Origin of the sequence: Bradyrhizobium sp. (genome assembly GCF_016213215.1) — a bacterium.
Classification (GTDB): Bacteria; Pseudomonadota; Alphaproteobacteria; order Rhizobiales; family Xanthobacteraceae; genus Bradyrhizobium.
In genome coordinates, this window is the sequence record NZ_JACRAW010000001.1 from 1 (window position 1) to 16,550 (window position 16,550).

Sequence of the window (16,550 nt, forward strand, 5' to 3'; positions counted from 1 at the left end):
CGCGGACGACATGTTCGAGACCATGTATGCCGCCCCGGGCATCGGGCTTGCGGCGATCCAGGTCGCGCAGCCCGTGCGGCTGATCACCATGGATCTCGCGAAGAAGGGCGAGGACGGCGAGACCAAGCCGCAGCCGCGCGTATTCATCAATCCGGAGATCCTGTCGCGCTCGGAAGAGACGTCGGTCTACGAAGAAGGCTGCCTGTCGATCCCCGAATACTACGAGGAGGTCGAGCGGCCGGCGCGGGTGCGCGTGCGCTTCGTCGACCTCGACGGCAAGGTCCACGAGGAGGATGCCGAAGGGCTCTACGCCACCTGCATCCAGCACGAGATCGATCATCTCAATGGCGTGCTGTTCATCGACTATCTGTCGAAGCTCAAGCGCGACCGCGTGATGAAGAAGTTCTCCAAGGTCGCCAAGCGCGTGGGGGAGTAGACCAATTTCGGTCGTCATGGCCGGGACGATCCCGGCCATGACGGTACGTGCTCTTTTTGGAGGTTGTCCTCTTCATGCCCCTCCGCCTGATCTTCATGGGCACGCCCGACTTCGCCGTGCCGACGCTGCTCGAACTGGCGGGCCACGGCCACGACATCGCGGCGGTCTATACCCGCGCGCCGAAGCCCGGTGGGCGTCGCGGCCTGCAACTGCAGCCGACGCCGGTCGAGCAGGCGGCGCGGCGGCTCGGCATTCCGGTGCTGACGCCCAAGACGCTGAAGACGCCGGAGGCGCAGGAAGAGTTTCGCGCCCACAACGCCGACGCGGCCGTCGTCGTCGCCTACGGCATGATCCTGCCGCAGGCGATCCTGGATGCACCAAGGCTCGGCTGCTTCAACCTGCATGCTTCGCTGTTGCCGCGGTGGCGGGGGGCGGCGCCGATCAATCGTGCCATCATGGCGGGCGATGCCGAGACCGGCGTCATGGTCATGAAGATGGATATCGGCCTCGATACCGGCGATATCGCCATGGCCGAGCGCATCGCAATCACCGATGCAATGACCGCGGCCGATCTGCACGACCGCCTGGCGCGGCTCGGCGCCGACCTCATGGTGCGGGCGATGGCGGCGCTCGAGCGCGGCGCACTGCAACTCACCGGACAGAGCGAGGATGGCCTTGCCTACGCGGCCAAGATCGACAAGACCGAGTCGCGTATCGACTGGAATAAGCCTGCACGACAAGTGCTGCGCCATATCCATGGCCTGTCGCCCTTTCCCGGCGCCTGGAGCGAATTTGCCGGCGAAGGCGACAACGCGCGCATCAAGATCCTGCGCTGCGAGCTGGTCGCCGGCTCCGGCGCGCCGGGCGAGGTTCTGGACGACCGCCTCGGCGTGGCCTGTGGCGACAACGCGATCCGCATCGTCGAGCTGCAGCGCGAGGGCAAGGCGCGGATGAAGGCGGCGGACTTTTTGCGCGGCACGCCGGTAATGGCCGGCGCGAGGTTTGGCTGAGACTGCAAAAGCGCGTTCAAACCGTCATACGCGGGCTTGACCCGCGTATCCATCTGTCTTCACAAGAGTCTTGAGATGGATTGCCGGGTCAAGCCGGCAATGACGACCGAGATAGATTGACTGGATGCCCCGCTACAAGCTCACCATCGAATATGACGGCGCGCCGTTCTGCGGCTGGCAGCTTCAGGAAAAGCTGCCTTCGGTGCAGGGCGCGCTCGAAGCCGCGGTGAAGGCGATGAGCGGCGAGGAGGTGCGCGTGCATGGCGCCGGCCGCACCGATGCCGGCGTCCACGCGCTCGGGCAGGTCGCTCATTGCGACATCGAGAAGCCGTTTGCGCCGGACCGCCTGCGCGACGGCCTCAACGCCCATCTTCGGCCGCTTCCGATCGGCGTGCTGGATGCGGAGATCGTGCCCGACACGTTCGAGGCGCGCTTCTCGGCGCGGAAACGGCACTACCGCTATCGCATCGTCAATCGCAGGGCCAATCTCGCGCTGGACATCGGCCGCGCCTGGCGCATTCCGCGCAGGCTCGACAGCGACGCGATGCACACCGCAGCCCAGCGCCTGGTCGGCAAGCACGATTTCACGACCTTCCGCCACACCGAATGCCAGGCCAAGTCGCCGGACAAGACACTGGACCAGCTGGACGTCATCAGGGATGGCGACGCCATCACGGTCATCACCTCGGCGCGTTCATTCCTGCACAGCCAAGTGCGCTCGATGGTGGGCTCGTTGGTCTGGGTCGGCGAGGGCCGCTGGAGCGCCGACGATCTCTCGGCTGCGCTGGCAGCCCGCAACCGCGCCGCCTGCGGCCAGGTCGCCCCGCCGGAAGGGCTCTATCTGGTGAAGGTGGAGTATTAGTTTAGGGGATTCCTTCACCTCGCCCCGCTAGCGGGGAGAGGGAGGAAGCTCAAGCGAAATACCTTGCCAATATCCCGCGATAGACCTTGGTCAGCTTCTCCAGGTCGACAACCGTCGTGCGCTCGTTGACCTGGTGCATGGTCTGGCCGACGAGGCCGAACTCGATCACCGGGCAGGAGCTGGAGATGAAGCGGGCGTCCGAGGTGCCGCCCGAGGTCGAGAGCTCCGGCTTGCGGCCCGTGACTTCCTCGATCGCGGCAACCGCCAGATCAGTGAACGGACCGGGCTTGGTGACGAAGACGTCGGAGTTTGACTGCTCCCAGGCGATGCGCGCGCGGATGCGGTTGCCGCAGGCCTTCGCCAGCCGCTCCTCGACTAAGCGCCGCAGCGAATCCTGCGTGTGGTTGTCGTTGTAACGGATATTGAACCGGGCGCGGGCCTGTCCCGGAATGACATTGAAGGCGGGATTGCCGACGTCGACGGAAACGAACTCCAGGTTCGAGGCCTGGAACTGCGCGCTGCCATGGTCGAGCGGCTCATCGCTCAGCGCCACGATCAGACGGGAAATGTCCGGCACCGGATTGGTGGCGCGGTGCGGATATGCGACGTGGCCCTGTACGCCATCGACGTAGAGCGTGCCGGATTGCGAGCCGCGTCGGCCGACCTTGATGGTGTCGCCCAGCACCTCGACATTGGACGGCTCGCCCAATACGCAATGATCGAACTTCTCGCCGCGCGCGGCGGCCCATTGCAGCAGCTTGATCGTGCCGTTGATGGAAACGTCTTCCTCATCGCCGGTGATCAGGAACGAGACCGAACCCTTGCCGTCCTGGCGCGGCATGCCACGATTGGCCGCAAGATGCTCCAGCACCGCAGCGACGCTGCAGGCGATGCCGCCCTTCATGTCGACCGCGCCGCGGCCGTAAAGAAAGCCGTCCTTCACCTCGCCCGAAAAAGCACCATGGCTCCAGGCGCTTTCATCTCCTGGCGGCACCACGTCGGTATGGCCGGCGAAGGTGATATGCGGCGCCTCGGTCCCGATGCGGGCATAGAGATTGTCGACGTCGGCGGTACCGGGCTCGCTGAAGGTGACACGGTGGCAGGTGAAGCCGGCGGCCTTGAGGACGTTTTCGAGCACCCCCAGCGCGCCGGCATCGGCCGGGGTTACCGAAGGGCAGCGGATGAGATCGCGGGCAATGGAAAGGGCATCGGTCATGCCCTTCGCTTAACATGTCACAGCGCGGGTGGGCCAGCTTTGTGCGGCACAAATTCCAGTTTGCTGTGCTGATCCCAGCTCGTCGAGTGCGAGGTGGACCTGGCGCTGCCGCGCGGGCTCGTCCTGATCTTGGGTAACGGGTCAGGACCAAACCGGTTGGTTCGCGGAGTGCCGCGCAGGCAAGCCATCTCGATGAAGCCCCAGAAGCTCAGCATCACGGCCGCCAGCGCCAGCGGCAAATCGAGCCAGGAATCGGGAAGCCGGTCCGCAAACTGCTGGTAGAGTGCGGGAAAGACGAAGTAGGCCGCGATCCACCATCCGCTCTTGTCGCGGTCATGCAGCCGCTTGATGGAGGTCGCGAAGTAAACCCACAAGAACAGCACGCTCAGAATCAATTTCGCGAGCAGGATGGGGAGACCGGTCACGGACAGTGATCGGTAGGTGGCGGGATCAAGGAGTTCGAAGGCATCGAACTTGAAGGCCGCGGGACCGCCGAACAACCCGCGAACAGCGGCGATGATCGCGATAAGCAAGATCATCCAGCAGATCATGATCAGCATCGCCAGCCAGAACCTCGCGCGGCTGATGCGACCGTCGAAGCGAAACAGATACCAGGCCCAGTCCATGCACGACCTCCCGGCGGCGTAAGCGCTACCGGTTATTGGTCGATCCGACTGGATGCCTGGTTCGAAATTCTGGGACCGTTGCTGCCGCGAATTCAGTCTCAGTCCCGCAGCAGTTCGTTGATGCTGGTCTTGGCGCGGGTTCGCTCGTCGACCCGCTTGACGATGACGGCGCAGGCGGTCGCAGGTCCCGGTTGGCCGTTCTTCAGCGGCTTTGCCGGCAGCGTGCCGGGCACCACCACCGAATACTCCGGCACCTCGCCGACGAAGATCTCGCCGGTCTCGCGATCGACGATCTTGGTCGAGGCGCCGAGGAACACGCCCATCGACAGAACCGCGCCCTTGCGCACGATCACGCCTTCGGCAACCTCGCTGCGCGCGCCAATGAAGCAATCGTCCTCGACGATCACGGGTTCGGCCTGCAACGGCTCGAGCACGCCGCCGATGCCGACGCCGCCGGAGATGTGCACGCGCTTGCCGATCTGGGCGCACGAGCCGACCGTGGACCAGGTATCGACCATGGTGGCTTCATCGACGTAGGCGCCGAGATTGACGAACGACGGCATCAGCACGACGTTCCTGGCGATGAAAGCCGAGCGCCGCACGATGGCGCCGGGCACGGCGCGAAAGCCCGCTTCGCGAAAGCGGTTCTCGCCCCATCCATCGAACTTCGACGGCACCTTGTCCCACCACGAGGCCTTGCCGGGACCGCCGGGAATGGCACTCATGTCGTTGAGGCGGAAGGAAAGCAGCACCGCCTTCTTCAGCCATTGATTGACCTTCCACTTGCCGCTCGCCTCGCGTTCGGCCACGCGCGCCTTGCCCTCGTCGAGCAGTTCGAGCGCGTGATCCACCGCCTCGCGCACCTCGCCCTTCGTCGAGGTCGAGATGCCGTCACGTGCATCGAAAGCGCTGTTGATGGTGGATTCGAGGGCTGAATGGGACATCGGGATTTCCTCCGGCGGACGGATTCTGGCGGTGAATTGACGGGCTTTGTCCGGATTTGGGCGGGGAGAGTCAAGCAGGGTTCTGCTTCGCCAACTCCTCCAAGAACCCCGTCAGGTCGTCCGTGACGTAGTCGACGTGGGCCTCGTCCCGGCCCTCGAGCTCCCAATCCTCGCGCACGACTTCCTTGGTGCCGTCGGGTACGACCAGCACCGTGGCCATGCCGAGCTGATGCGGGATCACGAGGTTGCGGGCGAGATCCTCGAACATCGCCGCTTTGGTGGGGTCGACTGAATGGGCCGCGAGGAACCTCTGGTAGGTCTGCGGCGCCGGCTTCGGCTCGAGCTCCGCGGCGATGATGTCGAACACGGCCTCGAAATGCTCGCCAATGCCGAGCCGCGCCAGCACCGCATCGACATGGTCGGTCGAGCCGTTGGTCAGGATCAGCTTGCGTCCGGGGAGTCTTGCGATCGCCGCGCCGAGAGCCGGGTTCGGCTCCAGCGGCGAATGGTCAATGCGGTGCACATAGGCGAGAAAGTCGTCGGCATGCACGCCGTGCAGGGTCATCATGCCGCGCATGGTGGTGCCAAAGCGGCGGTAGTAATCCTTCTGGATCCGAAACGCTTCCTCCGACGACACGTTCAGCCACGCGGCGACGAATTCGCGTATCCGTGTGTCGACCTGCTGCCACAGGTTGACGTGATGCGGATAGAGCGTGTTGTCGAGATCGAAAACCCAGGTTTCGATGCGCGCGAACGAGCGGGGCGTCTTCATTGTTTCAACCTGTCGTCCCGGGCAAGCGAAGCGCGACCCGGGACCCATAACCACAGGCGCTTATTGCTGGCTCGACAGTGGCCAAAGCCTTCCCCATATCGACCGCCTGTGATTATGGGCCCCCGCCTGCGCGGGGGCGACAGTGGTCGTTGTGGTGCCAGCACCGTCAACATCATCGCGGCATCGCAAAGCGCAGCGTCTTGCCGCCGCCCGACATGTCGACGCCGGCAAAGTCGGTCGCCGAAAAGCCGCGGGCGGCGCAATCGGCCTGCTCGTTGGTCTCGAACTTGGTTTCGCGCGTGCAGAGCTGCGTCGTGCCGCCCCAGTTCAGCGGCTTGTTCCTGTAGCTGATCGCGCGATTGTCGCCGTCGACCGCTTCGGCAAAACTATAGATCTGCTTGGGCTGGCCCGCGACGTCGGGGTGCAGGCATTTGCCGGGATCGATGCGGTACCAGCCGCGGCTGGTCACTGCCTTGCCGTCGTCGGTCGCAATCGCCGCCATGACCTTGTGCGGGGTGTCGTTGCACCAGGTGAGGCCGGTCGGCGAGGGCGCCTGTACCGCTTCGATCATGATCTTGAAGAAGTTCGGCGACTGAACGACGTCGGAGTTGAGCCCGCGGCTCTTCAGGAAGGCGGTGAGCGCGGCCTGCGTCTTCGGGCCGTCGACGCCGTCGATCGGGGCCGCATCGAAGCCCGCGATTACCAGAAGCCGCTGGATGCCGGCGAGCCGCGCCTGCTCGTCGTCATATTCGGAGTCCTCGGCAAGGTAGGCGACCAGATTGCCGTCGTCAGCCCGCGTCGGGGTGATCTGCGTGAACGGTGCGGGCGTCTGGTTGCCGCGGCACTGGCGCGCCGCCGCAATCACGAAATTGTCCTGCGCGATGCACAAGGTATCGCCGCCGTTCTGCGGGATCGGCGAGGAGCCGTAGACGCCGAGTGCGCGGGCATTGAGCAGGATGCGGTCGGCGGTCAACGTGCCCTGGACCACGGTACGGCAGGCCGCGGGATCGATGCGGAACCAGCCACGCGTCGCGGTCGCGGCCTTGTCGTCGACGCCGATCGCCGCTTCCACCACGTAGCTCATGCGGTTGCAGATCTTCAGGTCGGCAAGGGCCGGCGCGGAGGAGAGAAGGAACGAGAACGCGGCGGCACCAAGCGCCGTCAAGGTTGGAGCGAGTGCGGACGTGCGCCGCTGATTCACTCTCCGCCCGGCCATGACGCCTTTCCTTGCGCGTTGCCGCATCACTTGTGGATCAGCGTGCCTGTGCCCTGGTTGGTGAAGAGTTCAAGCAGCACCGCGTGCGGCATCTTGCCGTCGATAATGACGACGCCCTGCACGCCCTGTTCGAGCGCGTAGATGCAGGTCTCGACCTTGGGGATCATGCCGCCGGAAATGGTGCCGTCGGCGATCAGCTTGCGGGCATCCTTTACCGACAGTTCCGGGATGAGCTTCTTGGATTTGTCGAGCACGCCCGGAACGTCGGTCAGCAGCAGCAGGCGCTTCGCCTTGAGCGCGCCGGCGACCGCGCCGGCGAAGGTGTCGGCGTTGACGTTGAAGGTATGCCCGGTCTTCGACGTCGCCAATGGCGCCAGGACGGGGATCAGCTCATGGCCGATTAGCTGGTTGAGCAGGGTCAGGTCGACCTTCTCGGGTTCACCGACGAAGCCGAGGTCGATCACCTTTTCGATGTTCGAATCCGGGTCGACCATGGTGCGCGCCGCCTTCACGGCCATGACCATGTTGCCGTCCTTGCCGCACAGGCCGACGGCCTTGCCGCCGGCCTCGTTGATGTAGCCGACGAGCTGCTTGTTGATCGAGCCGGCCAGTACCATCTCGACGATCTCGATGGTGGCGGCGTCGGTGATGCGCAGGCCCGCGGCGAATTCCGACTGGATACCAAGCCGCTTGAGCATCGACGCAATCTGTGGTCCGCCGCCATGTATCACCACCGGGTTGATCGCGGTCTGCTCCAGAAGCACGATGTCACGGGCGAAATTCTTGGCGGTCTCCTCGTCACCCATGGCGTGGCCGCCATATTTGATGACGATGGTTTCTTCGTCATATTGCTGCATATGCGGCAGCGCTTCGGACAGGATGCGGGCCTGATCGAGCGGGCTGATGTTCGACGCGTCGGTCATGAGGCGGGTCTCGCTGGCGGAAAAGGTCGGGCGCGTTCTATCCGATTGGCGGCGGCGCGCAAAGCGGTGATGTTCGGTCACCTCTCCCAATGGCAGAGGTTGGCACCACCGACGCGGCGACCAAAGCCTAAACCTATCTTCTCTGACGCTATTTCCACCGCGGCAACGCCGCCGCGATCCCCAGGGTGAGCCAGCTCACGATCATGATCGCACCGCCGGTGGGGGCGGCGAACGGAAACGGCCGATAGCCGGTATAGTGCCGCAAGGCGACAGAGCCCGCGAACAGGGCCGCCCCGATCAGGAGGCCGAAACCCGCCACGACACCGATCCGCACGTGAACGACACCGCGCTCGGCCAGCGCCGCGGCCGCCAGTACCGCCGCGGCATGAACCAGCAGCATCGCGCTTGCCGGAGCAAGATTGCCCGCATCCGACCCATGCGCGGAAGCTGCTGCGAGCATCACGCCGGACGCGCCCATGATTCCGGCCAGCGCGACGAGAATTTGGAAGCTGTGCAAGATCAGGTGCCCCGTTCTTCCAACAGGCGCGCCACGACGGCGCGCAGCTCGGCCATTCCGGCTCCGGACCGCGAGGAGGTCGCGAGAACCTGCGGGAAAGCGGCCGGATGCTTCGCGAGCGCAGCCTCGGTCTCCTTGATGCGGGCGTCAAGCTCGGAAGCCGTCACCTGGTCGGCCTTGGTGAGGATGACCTGATAGCTCACGGCGGCACGGTCGAGCGTCTTCAAGACGTCCAGATCGACCTCCTTGATGCCGTGGCGCGCATCGATCAGCACGTAGACGCGCGCGAGATTGCTGCGGCCCTGGAGGAATTTGTGGATCAGCGTGGTCCACGAGGCGACCTTGGTCTTGGGGGCCTCGGCATAGCCGTAGCCGGGCATGTCGACCAGGTGCAGGCCGGCCTTTGCCGGGCCCTTGAAGAAGATCAGTTCCTGGGTGCGGCCGGGCGTATGCGAGGTGCGGGCGAGATTGTTGCGGCCGGTCAGCGCATTGATCAGGCTGGACTTGCCGACATTTGAGCGGCCGGCGAATGCAATTTCGAGCCCTTCCATCGGCGGCAGCGCCTCGATCGTGGGCGCGGCCCAGATGAACTGCCACTCGCCCGCGAACAGCTTTCGTCCCCGTTCGATCAGCTCTGCGTCGGTGTCGGTGGTCATGGGAAGGCTTTCAGCTTGCTGCCCCGTCATTGCGAGCGAAGCAAAGCAATCCAGACTTCCACCTCGGAAATAGTCTGAATTGCTTCGTCGCTTCGCTTCTCGCAATGACGGCGTTACGTCGCCTTCTTCGGCGAGAACGTCGCCTTGAGATTGTCGAAGAGCTCCACCTTTACGCCATTGCGGCGCATGATGAAGCTCTGCTGCAGCACCGAGAGCAGGTTGTTCCACGCCCAGTAGATCACGAGTCCCGCCGGGAAGCCCGCCAGCATGAAGGTGAAGATGAGCGGCATCCAGTCGAAGATCATCTTCTGCGTCGGGTCGGGCGGCGTCGGGTTCAGCTTCATCTGGAACCACATCGTGATGCCCATGATGATCGGCCAGATGCCGAGTGCGAGGTACGGCCCGAAAACGGGGATCAGTGTCGGATCGAACGGCAACAGCCCGAACAGATTGAACAGATTGGTCGGGTCCGGCGCCGAGAGATCCTTGATCCAGCCGTAGAACGGGGCGTGCCGCATTTCGATGGTGACGAACAGCACCTTGTACAGCGCGAAGAACACCGGGATCTGGATCAAGACGGGAAGACAGCCGGCGACCGGGTTGATCTTCTCCTTGCGGTAGATCTCCATCATCTCCTGCTGCTGCTTCACCTTGTCGTCGGGGAAGCGTTCCTTCAGTGCCTGAAGCTGCGGCTGGATCGACTTCATCTTCGCCATCGAGGCGTAGGACTTGTTCGCCAGCGGGAAGAACAGGAGCTTCACGATCACGGTCACGAGCAGGATCGAGATGCCGAAATTGCCCAACAGGCGAAAGAAGAAGTCGAGCCCCAGGAACATCGGCTTGGTGATGAAGTAGAACCAGCCCCAGTCGATCAGCAGATCGAAATGGTTGAGCCCGAGCTGCTTGGTGTAGCCGCCGAATCCGAAGACCGGGAAGTTGATGCCGACGACGCCCGCCTCCTTCGCGCCGGCGAACAGGCGCGCATTGGCGCTCGCCGTGCCGCCGATCGCGACGGTCTGGGCATCGAGGAGGTAGTCGGTCTGGTAGGTCCGCGTGCTGCCGACGAGGTTGGAGGAATAGCGCGCCTGGAGTTGCGCATTGGTGTCGGGCAAGAGCGCCGAAGCCCAATACTTGTCGGTGATGCCAAGCCAGCCGTCGGTAACCTTGAAGCTGACCGACTTGGCGTCGTCGATCTTCTTGTAGGCGTATTCCTGCAGGCCCTGGTCGCCGAGATAGCCGATCAGGCCTTCATGCAGGATGTAGTAGCCTGCGACCTGGGGCGTGCCGTGGCGCGAGATCAGCGCGTAAGGGTAGAGCGTGACCGGCGCGTTGCCGACATTGGTCACCTCGTCCTTGATGGTGAAGAGGTAGCGGTCGTCGATGGAGATGGTGCGGCGGAAGGTGAGGCCCTCGCCATTATCGTATTTCAGCACGACCGGCGTCGACGGCGTCAGCGACCCGGAGCCCTCCTGTTGCCAAAGCGTGCTCTGGTCGGGCAGCCGCACCGTCGAACCGGTGGCCGGCACCCAGCCGAACTCGGCGTAATAGGGCTGGGCGGTGCCGGAAGGCGAATACAGCACGATCGCGGGCGACTTCGGATCGACGGTGTCACGGTACTGCACCAGCGACACGTCGTCGACGCGCGCGCCCTTCAGCGAGATACTGCCCGCAAGGCGCGGAGTGTCGATCTTGACGCGCGGATTGGCCGCCAGCGCGACTTCGCGGGCGACGACCAGCACAGGCTGCTGGCTCGCGCCGGGCGCAGTGGACGGCGTAGGCGTTGTGCCCGCCTGCGGCGTGGGGCTCGGTGTTGCGGTGCTACCCGCCTGCGGTGACCCCTTGGCCAGTTCCGTCTGGACCTGGGTTTGGGCGCGCTGCCGCTCCATCTGCGGCGCGTTGTAGAAATATTGCCAGGCGATCAGCACCAGTCCGGACAGAATGACGGCGAGAATGGTATTGCGGTTGTCGGTCATTTAAGATCTCGTCATCCAATCGGGGTTGCGGCGGGCGCACGGCTCTTCGTCGCCTGTCGCTCGAGCCGGCGGAACGCCGAGCGGAGGTCGTCGAGCATGGCCGCGAAGTCGCTGGTCAACGCGGCACGGCGCCCGACTAGCACATAATCATGATGGGCGTGCATCGATACTGGCTCGAGGCGTTTCACCAATTCGCGAAGCCTGCGCCGGATGCGATTGCGCTCGGTGGCGGTGCCGTTCTTCCTGGAAACGGTAAAGCCGATCCGGATCGGGCCGTTGTCGTCGCGGCGGCGGCCTTGCAGCACAAAGGCGCCGCTATTCACCCGCGCGCCATTGGCAACGGCGAGGAAATCCGCGCGCTGCCTCAGCCGATCCATGATGAGATCCCAGAAGGGTTCGATGAGGGTCCGGCTCAGGCGCTCAGGCGCTTGCGGCCGCGGGCGCGGCGGGCGGCGAGGACCTTGCGGCCGCCGGCGGTGGCGAGGCGGGCGCGGAAGCCGTGACGGCGCTTGCGCACCAGTTTGCTGGGTTGATAAGTCCGCTTCACGGGTTTTTCTCCGCTGACCGGGCAATCTGCCTGTTTGAATTGAGATCCAGTCCGGAAGATGCGGCCCAAAACGGGCCCTTTCCGGCCCAAAAAGAGCCGCCCCCGGACGGGCCGGGGCATCGCGGACAATTCGCGCGGCTTATACGGGAGCGCCCCGTTTTCGTCAATCTCGCCAGATGCCTCGGCCAACTTGCAGCGAATAACGCGGCTTGGGCGGTGTTTTCAGATCGGAGGCTGGCGACTAGCCCCTGCCGACCCTACAACTTGATCCCGGCAGATTAGCGATCCGTAATTTGACGGGCCCGGGGGCGGGCCGCATCCTTGAGGAAAGGCGACCAAGGGCGAGAATCGTGTCAGCCACCAACGTTCAGCCGTCCAGCGACCCTGCGCGCCCACGCGTGCCGCGCCGGCTCGGCCTGTCCGGGAAGCTGCTGCTGCTCACCATTCCGCTGGTCATGATCGCGGAAATCCTGATCTATGTGCCCGCGATCGCCAATTTCAGGATCAACCGGCTGAACGATCGCCTCGCGGCCGCCAACACCGCCGCCCTGGTGCTGGATGCCGCGCCTTCGGGCATGGTGCCGGATTCGCTGGCGCGGCAGATCCTCAAGAGCATCGGCGCTCGCGCCGTCGCCATCAAGATGGGGCAGCAGCGCCGGCTGCTCGCCAGCGCCGACCTGCCGCGCTCCATCGACCACGACATCGACATGCGCACCATGACGGTGTGGGAGGCGATCGTCGGTCCCTTCCAGATGATGCTGGAGACCGGCAACCAGGCCATCCGGGTGATCGGGCCGGCCCCCGGGGGCGCCCACTTCATCGAGGTCGTCACTGACGAATTGCCGCTGCGGCAAGCGATGTACCGCTTCTCCCGCAACCTTGTGCTGGTCTCCCTGGTCATCGCGGTCCTGACCGCGGCATTGGTTTATCTCGCGCTCCATTACCTGTTCGTGCGGCCGATGCGGCGCCTGACTGCAAGCCTGGTTGGCTTTCACGAAAATCCCGAAAGCCCGGCAGGGATCATCGTGCCGAGCAATCGTGGCGACGAGATCGGGGTGGCCGAGCGCGAGCTTTCAGACATGCAGCGCGACCTGATGTCGATGCTCAATCAGAAGAGCCGGCTCGCTGCGCTGGGCCTTGCCGTCTCCAAGATCAACCACGACCTGCGCAACCTGCTCGCTTCAGCGCAGCTTCTGTCCGACCAGCTTGCCAGCGTGCCCGATCCGCGGGTGCAGCGCTTTGCGCCGAAACTGGTGCGCTCGCTGGAGCGGGCGATCGCCTTCTGCCAATCGACCCTGTCCTACGGCCGCGCCCAGGAGGCGGCTCCCGACCGGCGCATGATCCCGCTCGAGCCTGTCGTGGACGAGGTCCGGGAAATTGCAGGGCTTGCATCGGACGCTTCGATCGCTTGGATCGCGGCAATCGAGCGCAGCCTTTCAATCGATGCCGACCCGGACCAGCTGTTTCGCGTCCTGCTTAACCTCGTGCGCAACGCGGCGCAGGCGCTGGAGAGCCGTCCCTCCGGCGATATCGGTCCGCAGCAGATCAGGATCACCGGCCGGCGCGAGGGCGCGGTCGCCATTCTGGAGGTTTCGGACACCGGGCCCGGCGTTCCCGCCAAGATGCGCGAGCACCTGTTCGAGGCGTTCCAGACCTCTGGACGGCCGGGCGGTAGCGGGCTCGGGCTCGCGATCGCCGCGGAATTGGTCCGCGCCCATGGCGGGGACATCCATCTGGTCGAGGGTACGATCGGCGCCACCTTCCGGATCGTGATCCCGGACCGGCCGGTGGAACTGCTGAGCGTCCGCAACGAGCGGGCGCGGGCGTAGCCGGCTTGTGCCTTTTTACTCAGTTGGTCATCCCTGGTTACTTGGCGTCGTCAGGGGCTCGCGAAGCGATAGCCCGGAATCCGGAGGTAATTGAGCGGGATTCCGGCTTCGACGGGGAGGTTACCATCGGGCCGGCCAACGGGCCGGACCGGTTGGCATGGCGCGGAATGACGTTAACCCGGGCACCAAATCCTCTTTCCGGACCTTGCCAAGCCGCGCCGGAGCGGTTAGCTAGAGCGCTCTTTCGCAACCCTTCCGATCTGTTCGGAAAACGCATGCGGGTTCGCCCGCTGTCGCTTCGCGAAACACGCGCCCGTAGCTCAGCTGGATAGAGCATCAGACTACGAATCTGAGGGTCGGACGTTCGAATCGTTCCGGGCGCGCCACTTCGGTACAAAACTGGGCACTCCAAAACCTGCCGTTTTTGCGCTGGACGCCGCGACAAGCGTGCGCAGGAGCACGCTTTTCGACCCCATGATGCGCACTTCCTTCGCGTCCACTTCCACGCGCTGGGCCAGCGCGCGCAGGTGGTCGCGGCGGTAACCGCCCGATTCGGTCCGCATGCGCCTGCGGGCCTGGCTGGCGAAGGTCTTGAGTGCCTGGGGCGTGATGCTCGGCCCAGCCCGATCAAGCGCACCCTCGGCCCGCTCTGCGTCCGCACGGGCCTGGTCGCGAGTGGACTGAAGCTCGGTCACGCGGGCCTTGAGCAGTGGATCGGACACATCAGCCACGCCGTTCTCGATGGCGTCGTACAATCGCTTGAGTTTGGCTTCTGCCTCGGACGCTCGCTTGCGCAATTCGGCGATATGCGCCGTTCGGCGCTCGGCGCGTTCTTTGCGGCGATGAAGGACGGCCGATAGAATTTGCTCGAGGCGTTTGGGCTGCAGAAGGCGCTGCTCGATGTGTTCGGCTACCACGCTATCCAGCTTTTCCATCGGAACGGTGCGGCCCTTGCAGCCGGTCTCGCCCTGCCGGGCTTTGGTCGAGCAGGTGTAATACCTGTATCTCCCACTCTTCCCGGTCCTCAATGTCATCGCCCCGCCGCAGGTGGCGCAAAAGCAGATGCCGGTAAGGAGGGTCGGGCCGCTGACGACGCGCGGCGCGGTCAAAGCGGGGCAGCGCGTCCTGAGCAGCATCTGCACAGCCTCGAACTCGGCGGCGTCGATAATGGGCGGCACCGCCATTTCGACGACTTCGGCCTCCGGTTTGCGCTCGCGGGTCTTCCAAATTTGGTGTTGAAGCGGTGGCGGCCGACATACGTCGTTCGCGTCAGTACCTTGTGCACGGCATCGACGCCCCAACGTCCGCCATCGCGGGTTCGGATGCCGGACTCGTTGAGATGCTTGGCGATCGATTTGACGCCCATCGACCCAGATGAGCCGTTTCCCTCGCGCGCCAGGCGATAGATCAGTCGCACTGTCTCGGCCTGGATGGGATCGATCTCCAGTGTCTTCTTGGTGCGGTGGCCGCGCTGCTCGTTCGCTTCCACGACGCGGTAGCCGATCGGCGGCAGCGCGCCATTCCAGAAGCCTTGGCGCGCATTCTCCTTCATCGCTCGCAGCGTATGCTTGGCGTTCTCCTTGGACTGGTATTCGTCGAACAGCGCCATGATCTGGCGGATCATGTTGCTCATCGGGTCGTCGCCGAGCTCCTGGGTGATCGACACCAGGCGCACGCCGTTCTTGGCCAGCCGGCGGACATAAAACTCAAGCTGGAATTGATCGCGGAAGAAGCGGCTAAAGCTGTGGACCAGGATCACGTCGAATGCCGGCGGCTTAGTTGTCGCCGCGTCGATCATGCGCTGGAACTCCGGCCGCCGATCGTCGGTCGCGGACGCGCCCGGCTCGACATAGCCGGCGACGATCTCCCAGCCGCGGGAGGCGCAATAGACCTTCGCCTGGCGGCGCTGATCCGGGATGGAGAGATCGCTGTCGGCTTGCCGTCCCGTCGAGACCCGCAAGTAGAGCGCCGCCCGAACCGTTGCAGTCATGGTGATGCCCCTTAGCCCTTTCCAAACAACTCATCGAACAGATCGCCGAACCAGGCTTCGAAGACATCGATCTCAGCTTCGGTCACCGGCACGTCCTTTGGCCAATCGTCCGTCACCGCCCATGTCGGCGAAGCGCGCTCCATTCGTCGTCGACCAGGACGCGCGGGCGCAGGCGCGTAGTCGTAGAGATCGTCAATTGGCGCGCGGGCCGGCGGACGTCGTAGCTGCGATTTGTGAGCGGGGGCCATGGCGCTACTGTGGCAAGCCGGGCCGATCCACAGAACGGCCGATGTCTACGCCATGTTACGCCACGGTGCTGCGACAGAGGTCCGCCGCCGAAGGCAGGATAAAAGCCGCAAGGTGCGGGCGGCCGGTCGCGCAAGAAGCACCTGCAAGTTCAATCACGCGGCAAACATTGCGAGTATCCAGCGCAACTTGCCATTCTTGCCAATCCGCTGCCGCTGCATAGCTTTCGACACCCTGCGGTGGTCAAGGCGAGCGGCAACGACGAATTGCGCGTCGATCCTGGTTGATTCGTTTCGTCACCGGCGCGGATGCTCTCGCGCATCAGCAAGCCGCGATCGCTTGGCAGCAAAGAGCCGGCACGTCGGCAGCCGGTCAAGGCCCATCGGTCGGCTGAGCCGGTCGCGCGGAGCGCGAGCCTTCACGGGCTGACGCGGGCCAGCAGAGCTCGCCCAAGCGATCATGGCTTGGACCGACCGAACGGTCCTTCAGCACGACAGAGTACGCCGGCTGGCGTCCGGTGCTTTGATGCCGAACGCTTTTCTGCTGGAGGCGCCAGCACGTGCCCTTTCTGTGCCAGCCATGCGCCATCTCCAAAGCCATGTGCAGACAAATGCTTGCATACTCGATCGGGGCGAGCGGGGGCGCCCGCTTTTATCTTGCCTTCCTAATCGGGCGGGCAAAGTCAACTCATTCCTACGCTTTTCTTCGACTTCTCGCACAATACGCATCGCTGCTTCCCTCCATCAACAACGCACGAGCTTCACCACAGCCGCGACCGCGACGTGCA

The 16,550-nt window shown here is 64.4% G+C and carries 18 protein-coding genes and 1 tRNA gene; 5 read left to right on the plus strand and 14 right to left on the minus strand.

The genetic code is table 11. From position 1 onward, the window contains the following. From def to truA, 3 genes are all read left to right on the plus strand, one after another. The coding region (def, locus tag HY852_RS00005) for a peptide deformylase (protein ID WP_291601447.1) at nt 1–436 on the plus strand (436 nt) is incomplete at its 5' end. A gap of 74 nt (nt 437–510) precedes the next feature. Beyond that, a complete protein-coding gene (fmt, locus tag HY852_RS00010) occupies nt 511–1,446 on the plus strand; it encodes a methionyl-tRNA formyltransferase (RefSeq protein ID WP_291601448.1) in 936 nt (311 codons plus the stop codon). Between the two features lie 124 nt (nt 1,447–1,570). Further along, nucleotides 1,571–2,308, plus strand: a complete 738-nt coding sequence (gene truA / locus HY852_RS00015) for a tRNA pseudouridine(38-40) synthase TruA (protein WP_291601450.1) — start codon at nt 1,571–1,573, stop codon at nt 2,306–2,308. Between the two features lie 49 nt (nt 2,309–2,357). Here truA and dapE read toward each other — a convergent pair whose 3' ends face one another. The 11 genes from dapE to rpmH all read right to left on the minus strand — a co-directional run bounded on the left by dapE (nt 2,358) and on the right by rpmH (nt 11,698). Beyond that, on the minus strand, nt 2,358–3,524 hold the full coding sequence (gene dapE / locus HY852_RS00020) for a succinyl-diaminopimelate desuccinylase (protein WP_291601452.1): 1,167 nt from the start codon (nt 3,522–3,524) through the stop codon (nt 2,358–2,360). 17 nt (nt 3,525–3,541) lie between these two features. Further along, nucleotides 3,542–4,150 (minus strand): DUF805 domain-containing protein, encoded by a 609-nt coding sequence (locus HY852_RS00025; RefSeq protein ID WP_291601454.1) that lies wholly within the window; start codon nt 4,148–4,150, stop codon nt 3,542–3,544. Between the two features lie 98 nt (nt 4,151–4,248). Beyond that, nucleotides 4,249–5,094, minus strand: a complete 846-nt coding sequence (dapD, locus tag HY852_RS00030; RefSeq protein WP_291601456.1) for a 2,3,4,5-tetrahydropyridine-2,6-dicarboxylate N-succinyltransferase — start codon at nt 5,092–5,094, stop codon at nt 4,249–4,251. A 70-nt stretch (nt 5,095–5,164) separates the two neighbouring features. Next, nucleotides 5,165–5,866, minus strand: coding sequence for a pyrimidine 5'-nucleotidase (locus tag HY852_RS00035; RefSeq protein WP_291601459.1), 702 nt, complete (start codon nt 5,864–5,866; stop codon nt 5,165–5,167). 172 nt (nt 5,867–6,038) lie between these two features. Then, nucleotides 6,039–7,082, minus strand: coding sequence for a DUF1036 domain-containing protein (locus HY852_RS00040; RefSeq protein WP_291601461.1), 1,044 nt, complete (start codon nt 7,080–7,082; stop codon nt 6,039–6,041). 26 nt (nt 7,083–7,108) lie between these two features. Continuing rightward, nucleotides 7,109–8,005: an acetylglutamate kinase gene (gene argB, locus HY852_RS00045; RefSeq protein ID WP_291601462.1), complete on the minus strand. Its 897-nt coding sequence runs from the start codon at nt 8,003–8,005 to the stop codon at nt 7,109–7,111. A gap of 148 nt (nt 8,006–8,153) precedes the next feature. Further along, the gene (locus tag HY852_RS00050; protein WP_291601464.1) at nt 8,154–8,522 is read right to left on the minus strand and encodes a DUF423 domain-containing protein; all 369 of its coding nucleotides are present in this window, start codon (nt 8,520–8,522) and stop codon (nt 8,154–8,156) included. Between the two features lie 2 nt (nt 8,523–8,524). Continuing rightward, nucleotides 8,525–9,178 carry a ribosome biogenesis GTP-binding protein YihA/YsxC gene (gene yihA / locus HY852_RS00055; RefSeq protein WP_291601466.1) on the minus strand — a complete coding sequence of 218 codons (654 nt, stop codon included), beginning with the start codon at nt 9,176–9,178 and terminating at the stop codon, nt 8,525–8,527. A gap of 113 nt (nt 9,179–9,291) precedes the next feature. Beyond that, a complete protein-coding gene (yidC, locus tag HY852_RS00060) occupies nt 9,292–11,151 on the minus strand; it encodes a membrane protein insertase YidC (protein WP_291601468.1) in 1,860 nt (619 codons plus the stop codon). Between the two features lie 11 nt (nt 11,152–11,162). Next, nucleotides 11,163–11,528 carry a ribonuclease P protein component gene (rnpA, locus tag HY852_RS00065; protein WP_291601470.1) on the minus strand — a complete coding sequence of 122 codons (366 nt, stop codon included), beginning with the start codon at nt 11,526–11,528 and terminating at the stop codon, nt 11,163–11,165. Nucleotides 11,529–11,563: 35 nt separating this feature from the next. Further along, complete coding sequence (rpmH, locus tag HY852_RS00070; RefSeq protein ID WP_008542748.1) at nt 11,564–11,698, minus strand: 50S ribosomal protein L34; 135 nt, start codon at nt 11,696–11,698, stop codon at nt 11,564–11,566. Between the two features lie 350 nt (nt 11,699–12,048). Between rpmH and HY852_RS00075 the strand changes: the two genes are divergently transcribed. Then, nucleotides 12,049–13,527: a HAMP domain-containing sensor histidine kinase gene (locus tag HY852_RS00075; RefSeq protein ID WP_291601472.1), complete on the plus strand. Its 1,479-nt coding sequence runs from the start codon at nt 12,049–12,051 to the stop codon at nt 13,525–13,527. A 309-nt stretch (nt 13,528–13,836) separates the two neighbouring features. Continuing rightward, a tRNA-Arg gene (locus HY852_RS00080) sits at nt 13,837–13,913 on the plus strand. Here the strand turns inward: HY852_RS00080 and HY852_RS27865 are convergent. The 3 genes from HY852_RS27865 to HY852_RS00090 are packed head-to-tail and all read right to left on the minus strand — an operon-like array spanning nt 13,869 to nt 15,660. Beyond that, nucleotides 13,869–14,711, minus strand: coding sequence for a recombinase zinc beta ribbon domain-containing protein (locus HY852_RS27865; protein WP_367116298.1), 843 nt, complete (start codon nt 14,709–14,711; stop codon nt 13,869–13,871). The two genes, HY852_RS00080 and HY852_RS27865, sit on opposite strands and share 45 nt — an antisense overlap. After that, nucleotides 14,633–15,517, minus strand: coding sequence for a recombinase family protein (locus HY852_RS27870; protein WP_367116297.1), 885 nt, complete (start codon nt 15,515–15,517; stop codon nt 14,633–14,635). Before HY852_RS27870 ends, HY852_RS27865 begins: the two co-directional genes overlap by 79 nt. Before the next feature lie 11 nt (nt 15,518–15,528). Beyond that, nucleotides 15,529–15,660 (minus strand): hypothetical protein, encoded by a 132-nt coding sequence (locus HY852_RS00090; protein ID WP_291601474.1) that lies wholly within the window; start codon nt 15,658–15,660, stop codon nt 15,529–15,531. Between the last annotated feature and the right edge of the window lie 890 nt (nt 15,661–16,550).

Bases quoted from the DNA above. Each gene is read 5' to 3' on its own strand.
- fmt (WP_291601448.1), top strand. From the start codon at position 511: ATGCCCCTCCGCCTGATCTTCATGGGCACGCCCGACTTCGCCGTGCCG.
- truA (WP_291601450.1), top strand. From the start codon at position 1,571: ATGCCCCGCTACAAGCTCACCATCGAATATGACGGCGCGCCGTTCTGC.
- dapE (WP_291601452.1), bottom strand. From the start codon at position 3,524: ATGACCGATGCCCTTTCCATTGCCCGCGATCTCATCCGCTGCCCTTCG.
- HY852_RS00025 (WP_291601454.1), bottom strand. From the start codon at position 4,150: ATGGACTGGGCCTGGTATCTGTTTCGCTTCGACGGTCGCATCAGCCGC.
- dapD (WP_291601456.1), bottom strand. From the start codon at position 5,094: ATGTCCCATTCAGCCCTCGAATCCACCATCAACAGCGCTTTCGATGCA.
- HY852_RS00035 (WP_291601459.1), bottom strand. From the start codon at position 5,866: ATGAAGACGCCCCGCTCGTTCGCGCGCATCGAAACCTGGGTTTTCGAT.
- HY852_RS00040 (WP_291601461.1), bottom strand. From the start codon at position 7,082: ATGGCCGGGCGGAGAGTGAATCAGCGGCGCACGTCCGCACTCGCTCCA.
- argB (WP_291601462.1), bottom strand. From the start codon at position 8,005: ATGACCGACGCGTCGAACATCAGCCCGCTCGATCAGGCCCGCATCCTG.
- yihA (WP_291601466.1), bottom strand. From the start codon at position 9,178: ATGACCACCGACACCGACGCAGAGCTGATCGAACGGGGACGAAAGCTG.
- yidC (WP_291601468.1), bottom strand. From the start codon at position 11,151: ATGACCGACAACCGCAATACCATTCTCGCCGTCATTCTGTCCGGACTG.
- rnpA (WP_291601470.1), bottom strand. From the start codon at position 11,528: ATGGATCGGCTGAGGCAGCGCGCGGATTTCCTCGCCGTTGCCAATGGC.
- HY852_RS27865 (WP_367116298.1), bottom strand. From the start codon at position 14,711: ATGGCGGTGCCGCCCATTATCGACGCCGCCGAGTTCGAGGCTGTGCAG.
- HY852_RS27870 (WP_367116297.1), bottom strand. From the start codon at position 15,517: ATGACTGCAACGGTTCGGGCGGCGCTCTACTTGCGGGTCTCGACGGGA.
- HY852_RS00090 (WP_291601474.1), bottom strand. From the start codon at position 15,660: ATGGAGCGCGCTTCGCCGACATGGGCGGTGACGGACGATTGGCCAAAG.